The 14,635-nt window shown below is 64.1% G+C and carries 9 protein-coding genes and 1 pseudogene; 7 read left to right on the top strand and 3 right to left on the bottom strand.

The genetic code is table 11. The features are described 5' to 3' along the window. Positions 1 to 29: 29 nt before the first annotated feature. From fliM to CV770_RS41820, 4 genes are all read left to right on the top strand, one after another. The gene (gene fliM / locus CV770_RS31885) at positions 30 to 1,232 is read left to right on the top strand and encodes a flagellar motor switch protein FliM (protein WP_104465180.1); all 1,203 of its coding nucleotides are present in this window, start codon (positions 30 to 32) and stop codon (positions 1,230 to 1,232) included. After that, the gene (locus CV770_RS31880; protein ID WP_091965440.1) at positions 1,229 to 1,675 is read left to right on the top strand and encodes a DUF6468 domain-containing protein; all 447 of its coding nucleotides are present in this window, start codon (positions 1,229 to 1,231) and stop codon (positions 1,673 to 1,675) included. Before fliM ends, CV770_RS31880 begins: the two co-directional genes overlap by 4 nt. Before the next feature lie 9 nt (positions 1,676 to 1,684). Further along, positions 1,685 to 2,449: a MotE family protein gene (locus tag CV770_RS31875; protein ID WP_104465179.1), complete on the top strand. Its 765-nt coding sequence runs from the start codon at positions 1,685 to 1,687 to the stop codon at positions 2,447 to 2,449. 592 nt (positions 2,450 to 3,041) lie between these two features. After that, positions 3,042 to 3,239: a hypothetical protein gene (locus tag CV770_RS41820; RefSeq protein WP_146101386.1), complete on the top strand. Its 198-nt coding sequence runs from the start codon at positions 3,042 to 3,044 to the stop codon at positions 3,237 to 3,239. A gap of 22 nt (positions 3,240 to 3,261) precedes the next feature. Here CV770_RS41820 and CV770_RS31865 read toward each other — a convergent pair whose 3' ends face one another. Beyond that, positions 3,262 to 7,413, bottom strand: a complete 4,152-nt coding sequence (locus CV770_RS31865) for a VCBS domain-containing protein (RefSeq protein WP_245453917.1) — start codon at positions 7,411 to 7,413, stop codon at positions 3,262 to 3,264. Between the two features lie 395 nt (positions 7,414 to 7,808). Between CV770_RS31865 and CV770_RS31860 the strand changes: the two genes are divergently transcribed. From CV770_RS31860 to CV770_RS31850, 3 genes are all read left to right on the top strand, one after another. Further along, a complete protein-coding gene (locus CV770_RS31860) occupies positions 7,809 to 8,435 on the top strand; it encodes a FecR family protein (protein WP_347337547.1) in 627 nt (208 codons plus the stop codon). 28 nt (positions 8,436 to 8,463) lie between these two features. After that, the gene (locus CV770_RS31855; protein ID WP_245453916.1) at positions 8,464 to 9,408 is read left to right on the top strand and encodes a tetratricopeptide repeat protein; all 945 of its coding nucleotides are present in this window, start codon (positions 8,464 to 8,466) and stop codon (positions 9,406 to 9,408) included. A gap of 180 nt (positions 9,409 to 9,588) precedes the next feature. Further along, the gene (locus CV770_RS31850; RefSeq protein ID WP_201760127.1) at positions 9,589 to 13,305 is read left to right on the top strand and encodes a tetratricopeptide repeat protein; all 3,717 of its coding nucleotides are present in this window, start codon (positions 9,589 to 9,591) and stop codon (positions 13,303 to 13,305) included. A 191-nt stretch (positions 13,306 to 13,496) separates the two neighbouring features. On the opposite strand, the gene fliP is transcribed toward CV770_RS31850, so the two are convergent. After that, positions 13,497 to 14,255, bottom strand: coding sequence for a flagellar type III secretion system pore protein FliP (fliP, locus tag CV770_RS31840; protein WP_028142765.1), 759 nt, complete (start codon positions 14,253 to 14,255; stop codon positions 13,497 to 13,499). Further along, positions 14,252 to 14,635 (bottom strand): annotated as a pseudogene (locus CV770_RS31835) (flagellar biosynthetic protein FliO); the annotation flags it as partial. The pseudogene CV770_RS31835 and the gene fliP, both read right to left, overlap by 4 nt.

Below are 14,635 nucleotides of genomic sequence, written 5' to 3'. Positions count from 1 at the left end.
GACGCTGCGGAAGGTGATGGGCTAGCGTCATGGCCGGCAACGAGCAAATGGACCAGGATGCGATTGCCGCCCAATGGGAGGCATCGCTCGATTCCGAGGATCCCGCCGAGGCCGCGAAGGCTGCGGCCGAGAACGAGCTGTCGGAGACCATGGCCCTGCAATGGGCCGCCATGGTCGAGGACGGCAGCCGCGATCTCGGCAGCGGCAAGAACTCCGGCGAGCGGGTGCTGTCGCAGGAGGAGATCGACAACCTCCTCGGCTTCGCCGTCGGCGACGTCACCCTCGACGACCATTCCGGCATTCGCGCCATCATCGATTCGGCGATGGTCTCCTACGAGCGTCTGCCGATGCTCGAAATCGTCTTCGACCGCCTGGTGCGGTTGCTGACGACAAGCTTGCGCAATTTCACCTCCGACAACGTCGAAGTCTCGCTCGACCGCATAACATCGGTGCGCTTCGGCGATTACATGAATTCGATCCCGCTGCCCGCCGTCCTCACCGTCTTCAAGGCCGAAGAGTGGGACAATTTCGGCATGGCGGTGGTCGATTCCAGCCTGATCTACTCGATGATCGACGTGCTGCTCGGCGGCCGCCGCGGCACCAGCCAGCTCCGCATCGAGGGGCGGCCCTACACCACGATCGAGACCGAGCTGGTCAAGCGGCTGGTCGAGGTGGTCATGGCCGACGCCGAGCAGGCATTCCGGCCGCTGTCGCCGGTGACCTTCACGATCGACCGGCTCGAGACCAATCCGCGTTTCGCCGCGATCAGCCGTCCCGCCAATGCCGCGATCCTGGTGCGCCTGCGCATCGACATGGAGGACCGCGGCGGCAACATCGAGCTGTTGCTGCCTTATGCGACCATCGAACCGATCCGGGGCGTCCTGCTCCAGATGTTCATGGGCGAAAAGTTCGGCCGCGATCCGGTCTGGGAAGGCCATTTCGCCACCGAGATCGTGCAGGCCGAGATCGCCGTCGATGCCGTGCTCTACGAGGCCGACATTCCGCTCAAGCAGCTGATGCGGCTGAAGGTCGGCGACACGCTGCCGCTGGACATGCGCGCCGACGCCAACGTCACCGTGCGCTGCGGCGACGTCACGCTGACCGAGGGGCGGATGGGCCGGGTCGGCGACCGCGTCGCGATCCGCGTGACGAAACCCTTGCGCAAGCCGAATACGACACTTGCGATGTTCGAGAAGGTAGACGAGCAGAACAAGATGATGGAGGCCCCATGAACCACTCCCTGGGAATGGCGATCGAAACGCTGGTGGCTATCCTGCTGATGCTGACGATCTTCTACTGCGTCATGCTCAACAAGCGGCTGACGCGGCTGAAGGCGGACGAGCATTCGCTGAAGGCGGTGATCGGCGAGCTGATCACCGCGACCGAGATCGCCGAGCGCGCGATCGGCGGGCTGAAGCTCGCCGTGCGCGACGTCAACGAGAACCTCGGCAGCCAACTCGCCGCGGCGACGCAGATGTCGGACCAGCTCTACAAGCAGCTCGGCGAGGCCGACAACGTGGTGCGGCGGCTGTCCAAGATCGCGATCGCCGCGCGCCCCATGACCGGTCCGGAAACGGTCGTCGCGCCCGCAGCCAAGCCGTCGACGGCGAAGGCGGTGGCGGCTGCGGCCGAAGCCTTTTCCGAGCGCCGACGATCCAACGGCCTTGCCGCATAAAGTCAGGGTATGAAGTCCTTTCGTAATATCCGCGTCATCCCGGTCGTCCTGGTTGCCGTCGCAGGCCTCGCCACGCTGAAGGTGGCGGGCCTCGTGATCAATGGCGGCTATGTGTTCGACTACAAGCCGAACCAGACCAAGAAATCCTGGGCGCAGGAGAATCTGAATTTCCCGACCGGGCGCGAGGAGCCGGAGATCATCACCGGCTCGACCCATGGCGCGCCGAAGGAGGCGCCCAAGCCCGCCGCGCCGGAGACCAAGCCGGAAGGCACCGTGGTCAAGGTCGACGAAGCCCAGCCGCAGGTCTCGGCCTCCGAGCGCGCGATCCTCGAGCGGTTGCAGGCGCGCCGCCAGGAGATCGAGGCCCGCCAGCGCGAGATCGACATCCGCGAGAGCCTGTTGAAGTTGGCCGAGAAGCGCATCGAAGGCAAGGTCGAGGAGATGAAGGCGGTGGAAACCCGCATCTCCACGACGCAGGCCGAGCAGAAGGCCGCCGAAGCCCAGCGCATGAAGGGCCTCGTGACCATGTACGAGGGCATGAAGCCCAAGGACGCCGCACGGGTGTTCGACCGGCTGGAGATGGGTGTGCTGATCGAGATCGCCTCGGCGATCGCGCCGCGAAAGATGTCGGACATCATGGGACTGATGTCGCCGGAGGCCGCCGAGAAGCTGACGGTCGAGATGGCCCGCCGTGCCAATGGCGGCGGCGATCAGTCGGCCTCCGCCGGCGAGCTGCCCAAGATCGACGGCAAGCCGACGCAAAAGCCGAATTGAGGGCGCGAGGCGAAGAGTGCCATCGCGACCTGGCGCGTTGGCGCTTGGCCAGTTCGACTGGAGGCCTTGCGGGTCTAGTTCGCGAAAACCTGTTCCACCCTGCGAACAGGCGGGTGCAACTGCTTCTCCACCCGCGGAAGAGTATCGGCCTGCTGCTTGATCAGCGCTGCCTTCGTGACCCGAGTCACGAGCTGCAGGGTGCTATGGCAACAGGAGCACTCATATATTTTCAGGGCATATCCTCTGGCGATCGGAACGATCGCTACGACCGCTCTTGCCCTGCTACACACAATGCAACCGGCTTCTCCGCTCATTGATTACCCCCAAAGCTAACCAATGCGATTCGCATCGCCGAGGTCACATCTGATTCAGAGTCGCGCGAAAACCGCAACGCTCCGAAGGTTGTGAGTGCGCGCGCTCAGCAACTCCTCAAGGCGGCAGATCAAGCTCCCGTGGCGGATGCAGTCGAAGCTGGCGGCACCTTCTGAGACTGCGATGAGTTGACGCGCGCAGGTGTGAAGTGGCGTACAGTGGTGCTCAAGGCCCGGTCCTACGCTTTGGCTAGTCGCAATCGGCAGCGCAGGAGGAGGCCATGAACTACTCGTCCGCAGCAGAACGCGTCATCGAGGCCATCAACCGGCTGCTCATAGCGGCGATGACATCGGCGTGGACGTCTGCCCTAATCCATCAGCATGCAGCGCCGCCAGAAGACGACGACGGCAACGATGATGAATCTTCTCTCGACGAAGACAGCTCCTCGGCGCCGGAAGGCGCCGGCAAGCAACATTGAAGCCGCAATCGGCTCGAGGCCGTCAGACGATCAGATCGTGCGACACATGGCCGTGAACGGTACCTGCCGAGAAAGGTGGATCAACATCGGACGGCGATGTTTCAGGCATGAATGCCGGCTCGGATCCATGGAATTCCCGAGCGTGCTCGTGATGACCGACGAAGTCTGAGAGATGATCCAACACTGCGCCGTGCGGTGAGCCCTGCGACGCGTCATCCCTGAACTGGAACGAGTCGCCGAGCTGCTGCGGATTGGCAGGCTTTGATCCAGACGCTCCCCCCGACGGGTTGTGCTGGTCCGCCTCGCTTGAGAGCGAATGGTTGGCACCGCCGGTCGATGACTTCAGAAGGCTTGGGTTGAGCGAAGTGTCTGCCGTTTGATCGCTGGTATGACCGTGGGCATGAGCCGCCTGGGCGGCGCCTCTTGATGACGCGACGCCGTCATTCCCTGCATCATGTCCGAGCGCAAGCCCGCCCCCGGCGTGCTGTTCGGCAGCGCCGTGGGCAAAATTCAGCATGGCGACGTCAGGCACCTGGCCGCTTGCGGCAATCGCGCCATTTTTGCCAGCCAATGAGGCTGCGTCGAACCCGGTCGGGTTGTTGAAGACAAAGCTGGCCTCGGTGAGCGGGACCACGTGCTGCACGATCGGAGACAATCCGCCGGCCGAGGGAGCTGCCGGGTCGCTGCGGGGCGTTTCGATCGCGAGCGTTTGCACTTCGTCTGAACTGGAGAAGCTGAAATATCCGGTCTGTCCGATCTGATCCCAGTTCGAATCGAGGCTGGTGGCCGCCTCGGTCGATTGGATGGTCGAACTCCCTGCAGCGAGAAGCGTGCCGTCGCCGCTGCCGGAATCGGACAGGACTCCGGAAGTGGTCGTCAGCACGGCGGTCGCGTCACCCTGCGAGGTTGCGATGGGGTCGAGCAGTTCGCCGGCAACCGCCGTCACAGGCGCCGCTGCCGGCGCCGTGATGAAGTCCGACGCGTCGATGGTTGCAATCCCCTGCAAATGAATTTCGAGCAGGCTGGAATCGCCGACGTGCAGGGTCTGGTCAGTTGGATTGACGTACACGATCGTTTCATTCGCCGCACTGTCATACAGCCAGGCGATCGTATGTGCCGGTACGGCCGTGCTGGTCGAGCTTAAGGCCAATATGACAAATCCAAGCGCGCCAATAGCAGTCAAGTCGATCTTGTCAGCCCCTGAGGCGAAGTCGGTGATGGTGTCGAACTGGCCTGCGCGAGAATCTGCTACGAACAAGTAAGCGAAGCGGTCGTTTCCATTGCTGCCGGTGAGTTGATCCGCGCCAAATCCGCCGGTGATGGTGTCGCCGCCATTGTTGCCGTTGATTGTGTCGTTGCCCGAGCCGCCGTAGATGGTGTCATCCCCATCATTGCCTTTGATCGTGTCATTGCCTGAGCCGCCATAGAGAACGTCGGCCTTGCCGGTCCCGTTGACCGTGTCGCTGCTCGCCCCCGCGTAGATGATCTGACCTGTGTTGCCGCCGCCGGCAATCGTTTCGCTCCCCGGCGTTCCATACACGTTGGGGGGATCGGAGATCATGGCAGATCCGGTGGCCAAATTATCAAAATCGTTGGGGTCTGCGTCGCTGGCTCCATGAATGGCAACGGTCACCGTCTGCGTCGTACCGTCGATGGCAGTTATCGAGAAGGTGTCGGTCAGGGTGTCGCCGACCTCGAGCGCCTGAACCACGGTGTTGTTGTTATCGAGGGTGTAAGTCCATACGCCGGCTGCGGTCATCGTGAAGGCGCCGTATCCGCCGTCACTCGCAGCCGGCGAAGAGACTGCGGTGAACGAGTTCGGAGCGTTGTCGACGTCCGTATCGGTGAGCGTGCCGGTCGCGATGGGAATGCCGGGTGAGAAAGTTCCTGCCTCTGTCACTGAGCCGGTCGTGGTGCCGGAAATGAGGGCGGCGTCGTTGCTGCCCTGAATGGTGATCGTCACCACCTGCGGCGTACCGTCGAGGGTGTTGACGGTGAAACTGTCGGTGAGCGTGCCGCCGACATTGAGCGCCTGCACCGCGCCGCTGGCGTTGTCGAGCGTGTAGGTCCACACGCCGGCGGCGGTTATCGTAAAGGTGCCATAACCATTCGTGCTTGCCTTGGGCGAACTCACCGCGGTGAAGGTATTGGACGGATTGTCGACGTCGGCGGCAAAGAGCGTGCCCGTTGTGCTCGGGCTGCCGGGTGTCGCGTTGGCAACGCCTCCGGCCTCGGTCACCGAGGCGGTCGTGGTGCCGGAAACGATGGCAGCATCGTTGGCGCCATGGATGGTGATCGTTACCACTTGGGCAGTTCCGTCCAGAGTGGTCACTGTGAACGTGTCGGTCAGTGTCTCGCCGGTATTGAGCCCCTGCACCGCGCCGTTGGCATTGTCGAGCGTGTAGGTCCACACGCCCACTGCCGTCATGGTGAAGGTGCCATAGCCGGCGGCGCTCACCGTCGGCGAGCCGACGGCCGTGAAAGCATTGGCGGTCGTGTCGACGTCGGTGTCGTTGAGGGTGCCGGTCGCGGTGGGTGTGCCGGGGTTTGCATTGGCGACGTCGCCAGCCTCGATCACGTCGCCGGTCGTCACGCCGGAAATGATCGCGGCGTCACTGGCTCCGAGGATGGTGATCGTCACGACTTGGGCGGTTCCTCCGATCGTAGTCACTGTGAACGTGTCGGTCAGCGTCTCGCCGGCATTGAGCGCCTGCACTGCGCCGTTGGCATTGTCCAAGGTGTAGGTCCACACGCCTGCCGCCGTCATGGTGAAGGTGCCATAGCCACCGGTGCTCGACGTTGGCGAGCTTACGGTCGTGAATGTATTGGGCGGATCGTCGACGTCGGTATCGGAAAGGGTGCCGGTCGCAATCGGCGTGCCGGGCTTTCCATTGGCGATGCCGCCAGCCTCGATGACCGAACCGGTCGTGGTGCCGGAGATGATTGCAGCGTCGTTGACACCGTTGATGGTGATCGTGAAGGTCTGGGTGACAGAGGTGAATCCGTCGGAGACGGTGACGACGAAACCGTCGGTCGTGGGCGCCTTCAGCGCGTTGATTGCGGCACTGTCAGGCACGAACGTATAAGCGCCGCTCGTGCTGTTGACGTAGAGAATCCCGTAGGCGCTTGTCTTCGACAGATCGTACGTCACTCCATCCAGAACCGTATTGCCGGCGCTGGCCCCGATGACGCCGAAGGTCAGATTGCCTCCGCTGTTGGTGCTACTGGCACTGAAAGTTCCCTTCGTCGCAGTGAATGTGTCAAATATCACCGTGTCGCGTTCAGTTGGCCCGGCTCCCGTGCTGAGAGTCGGAGGTAGACGTCCCAGAGGCTCGGGAATGACGAATGGCAACACAGTCGGCGAAGCCTGCAGCGTGGGCACGTCAGGTTGAACGAAATTGATCGGCTGCGGCCGCTCGGATTTGACAAAGGGGGGCGTGCTCGAGCCGTGCGGCCCTTGCCCTTCGGTGAGATTGGCGAGCACATCCTGTTGGGCGGCGCGCAACTCGTCCATGCGAGCCGCCGTGTTCGCGACCTGATTGACGCTGATAGTGGATCCCACCTTCTTGATGACGATCGTCTCGCCGGGATCTTCGACGATGATGTGTCGCGGGACCCGCTCCTTGGTCACGAGCTCAAATGCGCCGTGCGCAAGGTCCTTGTAGGTAATGGAGTCGTCATCCAGGAATGTGACATCCGGATCCGCGGCCTCGGCATTTTGCACAGCCGAGAAAGTCAATGCTGCAAGCGTCAGCATCCCGAAACCGCCCGCGTGGCCCCGGGCGCGAATGCCTGCAATGGGCGTATTCAGCTGGAGCGCCCCGGTTTCGGCCAGCCGGCCCGGTACGAAACTGAAGGTCCCTCGGGTCACGTCGAACAAGGCTGCAGGTGGCATGCCTTCGACGTCGAAGACGAACTCGCTCAGCACAACGTGAGTACCGCAGGCGATGTTGAAAAAAGTACCGTCGATGAAGCAGATCGTGGTCTGCCCGTCGGCATCGGTCTCCAGCAAGTCGCCCCGGTAGATAGGCGCACCCGTTACCGCCTGTGTGGCGACTCCGCTCGCTCGCGTAAGCGCACAGGAACCGATCACTCTATGAATATGGCCGATGAGTTCCACGGGCAGGGCCATGGTGGCCCCGCTATCAAGCTGGACGCCGGATGCAACTAACATGGCTAGACCTCGCCTGGGTGATCGATTCAGGCTCGGCGTGCTGCCAAAACCGAGTTCGGGCCCTCGCCAAGGCACAAAATTTCCTGGGCGCTGGCAGCCCCGAAGGCTTGCCCGCCGAAATAATCAAGTCGATCGAGAGAGATGCATTGCGCGGGAGACGGCGACGCGTACCGCCATTCCAGCCGTGCCCCCTCCCGCCAATGTGATTAAATTTACAAACGAGACAGATTAATTTGTGGCGCCCGCGTAGCGCTGGAGATAAATTAGACTGATTAATAAAATTAAACAACAATTATAGTTATTGTGGCAGCGCTGCGCGGTTCAAAAATGGGCCGCCGATAGCGACAAGATCTTCTCAGAAAGGGGGGATCATGTGCAGACCTACGATAGCCGCTTTGACAGCCGGCCTTGTTTTGGCCCTTGCCAATTTCTTGCCGAGTGCGGCTCGAGCGCAAATCGATTCCGCCAAGCCCGCCGTCGCTGCCTCGTCATCAAAACCGATTGGGAAGGTGGTGGTGGCCACAGGCTCGGTCACGATCGAACATGCGGGCGCCGTGGTCGTTCAGGCGAATGTCTCGAGTGACCCTGGCCGGGCCAACACGGGTGATCCCGTATATCTTGGTGACGTGGTGCAGACCGGGGCCGACGGCCGCGTCGGCATCAACTTTACCGACGGCAGCTCATTCAATTTATCTAGCAACGCCCGTATGGTGTTGGATCATTATGTGTATGAGCCGGCCGGCAAGTCCAACGCGACCATGTTCAATCTCGCCAGGGGAACGTTCACTTTTGTTGCGGGCGGTGTCGCAAAGACCGGCGACATGAAGGTCGATACTCCCGTCGCCACGCTGGGGATCCGAGGCACGACGCCGCATATCGAGATTTCGGATGATGGGTCGGTCAAAATTTCGACCCTGATCGAAGAGGGCAAGAGTAAGCTCTTGAAGAAACCGCCGACATCGGCGGCGCCGGAGCCTGATCGAAGCAGCAATCGGAGGCTCAACATCTGTCGGGGATGCTGAGAAACTTGCTTGGGAAGGGAGACCAGGATTGGCGCTTCGTTCGCTGTCGGTGTGGACACTTGGTGTGGAAATGACCGCAAGAGCCAGTTTCATCAAGGCCGTGATGCTCATTCTTGTCCTTGTGCTGTCCAATTCGTCGGGCTGGGCGCAGAAGAAGGGCAGCTCCCTCAAGAATGTTGAACTGTGTAACGGCTCAGACCGCGTGTCACCCGAAGCGCGGATCGATGGCTGCACGGCGTTTATCGATGCGGGCGAGGGAGCGGTGAACGGCTTCGTTGTCGCCTACAACAACAGGGGGAATGCCTATAGCGCTAAAGCCGACTACGAACGCGCGATCAAGGATTTCGTTGAAGCGACCAGGCTTGATCCGAATTATGCGAAAGCGTTCAACAACCTCGGCGTGGCCTATCTGAGAACGGGGGCGCGCGATCTGGCGATCGGCGCCTTTGATGAGGCGCTCAAGCTCAACCCGAACTACGGCGCCGCTTTTGCCAACCGTGCGGCGGCCCACCTGCAAGGGAACGCGTACGACCGCGCAGCGCGGGACTATGACGAGGCAATTCGCCTTGATCCGAAGCTGGAGGTGGTCCGGAGCGGACGCTGTTGGACCCGAGCCGTCCTTGGCGCTTTGCAGGCTGCGCTGGAAGACTGCGATATTGCGCTTCGATCGGGAGCAAACAATGCGGCAACATACGACTCGCGCGCTCTCATAAATCTGAAAATGGGGCAATTCTCCGCGGCGATGGATGACTACAACTCAGCGCTGCGGTTCGCGCCCAAGCTTGCGAGCGCGCTCTACGGCCGAGGGATTGCCAAATTCAAGCTCGGCGACACAGATGGTGGCCGTAGCGATATCTCGGCGGCCAGAAAAATCGACGCTGGAATCGACCAGGCCTTTGACCGCTATGGGGTGCCCGTGAAGGGACTGGTCAACCGCGACGGCACCGTTTTGCAGGTGTTAACGAGTCCTTAACCATCGGCGTCTCAAATTCAAATCCGGCGGATCCCCCACGCTCGATGCGGCACAGCGTGCTGCCTCCAAAGCAAATCAAGATATAGCATTAACAAGTCCTTAATTGGCCAGACCTACAGTCGACGGCATGGGCCGGCCGTAGTGCCGGCATGGACCGCCGAACCGGAAGAAATGCCGCCAATGGCGCGAAAGGCTGCCGCTGGATTTGTATCGGGAGCCCGCGCCTTGGCGCCGGGGCTGTCGCGTCATGTCCGAACAGCGGGCGTGCTGGCGGCCTGCCTGCTGATCGGTCTCGGTGCGCCTGCCCGGGCGGCCGATCCGATCAGGGGCGAGGCGAGCTTTTCGGCCGGCGGCGGCTTTGCCCGTCTCGTCATCAAGCTCGGCGAGGACGTTCCCTCCGAGGTGACGACCGCAGGCTCCATCCTCATCATCCGCTTCGACCGGGCGGTCGACGTTCCCGTCGACCGCGTTCCCGAAGGCGCGCCCGATTACGTCAACTCCGCGCGCCGCGATCCTGATGGCGGTGCCATCCGCCTGTCGCTGGCGCGGCGCGTCACCGTCAACACCATGAATGCCGGCGAGCGCACTTTCGTCGACCTGTTGCCGGAGGGCTGGAAGGGACCGCCGCCGAGCCTGCCTATGGACGTGGTCAAGGAGCTCGCCGAGCGCGCCCGCGTGGCCGAGCGCGCGCTGCGTGCCCAGCGCGCCGCGGCGGAGACCAAGAAGCGTCCGCAGATCCGCGTGCGGGCCTCGGTGCAGCCGACCTTCGTGCGCTTCGTGTTCGAGATGCCCGACGGCGTCGGCGTCTCCTCCGTGCTCAACGAGCAGAAGCTCACGCTCGCTTTCAACGCCAACCTCAATTTCGATCTGGCGGACGCGGTCGTCGCGGCGCCGCCGAACGTCTCCTCTATCAAGCAGAAGGCCGACATCGACCAGACCAATGTCGAGATCGCGCTGATCGGCGATTCCGACGTGCATTCGTTCCGCGACGAGAAGAATTACGTCGTCGACGTCTCCTTCCAGCCCGACAAGGGCAAGACGGCGGCAACGCCCGAGGCGGCGATCGCGCAGATGAAGCCTGCCGGTCACGCGCCGACGCCCGACAAGCCCGCGGCCGAGAAGCCGAAGGAAGCCCATCGCGAGGTCGCGCCGCCGACCTCCGAGACTATCGCGCGCGAAGCCAAGATCGAGGTCAAGCCTGAGGTGAAGCCCGAAGCGCCCGCCGCCATGCCGCCCGCTGAAGCGGCGAAACCGGCGCCGGCTGCCGCGACTGAGCCTGTGCACGCTCCGGAGTTCCCCAAGGAAACTGCGAAGGAAACTTTGAAGCCCGCGCCGCCGGTTTCCGAAGCTGCGGCCGCGCCTGCCAAGCCGGCGCCTGCCGAAGCACCCAAAGAGGCCGTCAAGGAAGCCGCCAAGGCTGCGCCCGCTGAGGCGGCGGCCGCGCCGCAACCCACGATCGCCAGCGTCGATGCGCGCCGCGACAGCGACGGCTTGCGCGTGACGTTCCCGCTTCAGGTCGCAACACCGGCGGCGGCGTTCCGCCGCGGCGACACGGTGTGGTTGGTGTTCGATACGCCGAAGCCGATCGACGTCGAGCCGATCCGTGCCAGGGGCGGGGCGATGATCGGCGAGGTCGGCCGCATCCCGCTCGACAAGGGGCAGGCGGTGCGCATCCGTCTCACCCGCCCGCTGGTCTACTCGCTGGCGAGCGAGGAGGTCGGCAAGGAGACCAACTGGCTCCTGACGCTCGCCGACAAGATCCAGTCGACGCCGCTGCCGCTGATGATGTCGCGCAACATCACCGACCCCGCGCTCGCCAACATCGCCATCCCCTTCGCCAATCCGGGCCTGCTGCACAAGCTCACCGATCCCGATGCCGGCGACACGCTCTATGTCGTCACGGCGCAGCGGCCGGTGCGCGGCTTCATCAAGCGGCAGGACCTCGTCGATATCTCGCTGCTGGAATCCGCGCACGGCATCGCGATCCGGCCGAACTCCGATGAGGTCGGCGTCGAGGTCGGCGCCGACAAGGTGATCCTCGGCAAGAAGGGCGGACTGACGCTGTCGCCGGTCGACATCTCGGCCGAGCGCGCGCCGACCGCGGTGCGCCCGATCTTTAGCCCCGAAGGCTGGCGCAAGGGCCAGTCGGACAACTTCATGGGGCGCCAGGCCGAGCTGATGACGGCGATCTCGGCCGTCGAACCGGCGCTGCGTTCCCTGCCGCGGCTCGATCTCGCGCAGTTCTACATGTCGCGCGCGATGTATCACGAGGCCAAGGCGGTGACCGAGCTGATGCTGAGCGATCCGCTCAACAAGGAGGAGAGCGGCGCGCTGATCATGCATGCGATCGCGAGCATCCTGATCGGCCGGCCGGCACAGGGCCTGAAGGACCTCGCCAATCCGGTGATCGGCAACAGCCATGATTCCCAGCTCTGGAAGGCGCTCGCCTATGCGCGCCAGGGCAAATGGGCGGACGCGCGCGAGAAGTTCAAGAACGTCGAATTCGCCATCGCCTCGCTGCCGCTCGACATCCAGCGCATCGTGACGATGGACGCGATGCGCGCCTCGCTCGAGGTGAAGGACTATGCCGGTGCCTCCAAGCGCCGCAGCGAGCTCGAGGTGGTCGGCGTCTCGCCCGAGGCCGCACCCGGCTTCGCCGTGCTGCGCGGCCGGCTCGCCGAGGCGCTCGGCCACGACAAGGACGCGCTCGACGACTACAAGTTCGCGGCTGCCTCGGCCGATCGGCCGGCTGCGGCCGAGGCCAAGCAGCTCGAGGTCGCGCTACGGCAGAAGCGCGACGAGATCAGCAAGGAAGACGCGCTGCGCGAGCTCGAGACGCTGTCCATGACCTGGCGCGGCGACGCGATCGAGGTCAAGACGCTGCAGATGTTGTCGCAGATGTTTGCCGAGAACGGGCGCTACCGCGATGCGCTCACCGCGGCGCGCACCGCGACCAGGCTGCAGCCGAACGCCGAAGCCTCGCGCCAGGCGCAGGATCTCGCCTCGGACCTGTTCACGAAGATCTTCCTGGGACCGAAGGGCGACGAGCTGCCGCCGGTCGAGGCGCTCGGGATGTTCTACGAATTCCGCGAGCTGACGCCGATCGGCCGGCGCGGCGACGAGCTGATCCGCCGTCTCGCCGACCGTCTCGCCTCGATCGACCTGCTCGACCAGGCCGCCGAGCTGCTGCAATACCAGGTCGACCACCGCCTCGAAGGCGCCGCGCGCGCCCAGGTCGCCGCGCGCCTGTCCATGATCTATCTTGCCAACCGCAAGCCCGACATGGCGATCACCGCGCTGCGCGCGAGCCGCATCAGCGATCTCTCCGGCGAGCTCAGGCAGCAGCGCCTGCTGCTGGAAGCGCGCGCGCAGAGCGACGTCGGCCGTCACGATCTCGCGCTCGACATCGTCTCCAACGTTTCCGGGCGCGAAGTGCTGCGCCTGCGTTCCGACATCTTCTGGGCGGGGCGGCGCTGGCGCGAGTCCGCCGAGCAGATCGAGCTCTATTACGGCGAGCGTTTCCGCGACTTCAAGCCGCTCAACGCGGTGGAGAAGAGCGACATCATCCGCGCCGCCGTCGGCTATGCGCTCGCCGACGACTCCATAGGCCTGTCGCGCTTCCGCGAGAAATACGCACCGCTGATGAGCGAGAGCGCCGACCGTCTCGCCTTCGACATCGCCAGCAAGCCGGCCGCGGCCTCCAGCTCCGAATTCGCCGAGATCGCCAAGTTAGCTGCCAGCGTCGACACGCTCGACGGCTTCCTGCGCGAGATGAAGCAACGCTTCCCCGACGCCACCGCCCGCGCGCCCGGCTCACCGCAGGCCAGGGAACAAGTCGACCACACCGGCTCGCTGCCGACGATCCCGGTCGTGCGGCAGATCAAGACGACGCGGTAGGGAGGCTGCCGCGCCAAGCGCGGCCCGTGATGGCGCCTGCGTTCTCGTCATTTCGAGCGCAGCGAAGCAACCCAGAGTGTCTCCGCGGCGACAGTCTGGATTGCTTCGTCGCAAGAACTCCTCGCAATGACGGGGATAGAGCGGAGGCAATCGTGCGGGCGAGGGGATGCGGGCGGCGAACGGGGCGCGCCTCACCCTCCGTAGCTCTGCACCAGGCTTCCCGCCACCAGCGACCAGCCGTCGACCAGCACGAAGAAGATCAGCTTGAACGGCAGCGAGATCGTTGCCGGGGGAAGCATCATCATGCCCATCGACATCAGCACCGAGGCGACGACGAGGTCAATGATCAGGAAGGGCAGGAACAGCAGGAAGCCGATCTCGAAGGCGCGCTTCAGCTCGGAGATCATGAAGGCGGGGACGAGGATGCGCAGTGCGAGGTCGTCGGGGGTGGCCGGCGGCGCCTCGCCCGAGAGATCCAGGAACAGCTTGAGGTCCTTCTCGCGCACGTTCTTCTGCATGAAGCCGCGCAAGGGAACGGAGGCGCGCTGCAGCGCGTCCTCGACGCCGATCTGGTTGGCGACCAGCGGGCGGATGCCGTCGTCGTAGGATTTTTGCAGGACCGGCCCCATCACGAAGAAGGTGAGGAACATCGCCAGCGCGATGATCACCGAGTTCGGCGGCGCGGTCGCCGTACCCAACGCGGTGCGCAGCAGCGACAGCACGACCACGATGCGCGTGAACGACGTCATCATGATCAGGATCGACGGCGCGATCGACAGCACGGTGAGCAGCGCGATCAGCTGGATCGCGCGCTCGGTGACGCCGCCGCCGCCAGCGCCGCCGCCGAGATTGATGCTGATGTCCTGCGCATGCGCCGGCATCGCTGCCGATGCCGCGCCGATCAGGACAGAAAGGAAAACAACTCTACGCGGGAGGGACGGCAGCCTCACGAAGACGGCTTCGGACGGCCAAGCAGGGAGGCCATCTCGTCTTCGAGATTTTCAAAGCTGGTCTTTTCCGCGGCCGGCTTTGCGGGCGGGGCCGGTGGTGCCGGCGGCTCGCTGCGTGCGGCGCGGGGCGGCGGCGCAGGCGGTTCGGGCGCAACCGGAGGCGCGACCGTTTCGCCGGCCGGGCGACGTAAGGCAGCCTCCAGCCGCTGCGCCATTTCGGCGAGATTCTGCTCGGCGTTGGAGGGGGCCGCGGCGGGAGCCGGCGGCGGAACGGGGGGAGCCTGCGGCACCGGCGGAGGCGGCGGCGGCGCAGCGGCGCGCTCGGCGCGGACCGGCGGCATCTTCGGCGGCTCACTCTGGCGCGGCGGCCGCGGCATCAG

The organism is Bradyrhizobium sp. AC87j1 (assembly GCF_002936975.1).
Taxonomy (GTDB): Bacteria; Pseudomonadota; Alphaproteobacteria; order Rhizobiales; family Xanthobacteraceae; genus Bradyrhizobium; species Bradyrhizobium shewense.
Note: the sequence above shows the minus strand (reverse complement) of the source record. Positions and strands in the feature narration are given on the sequence as shown.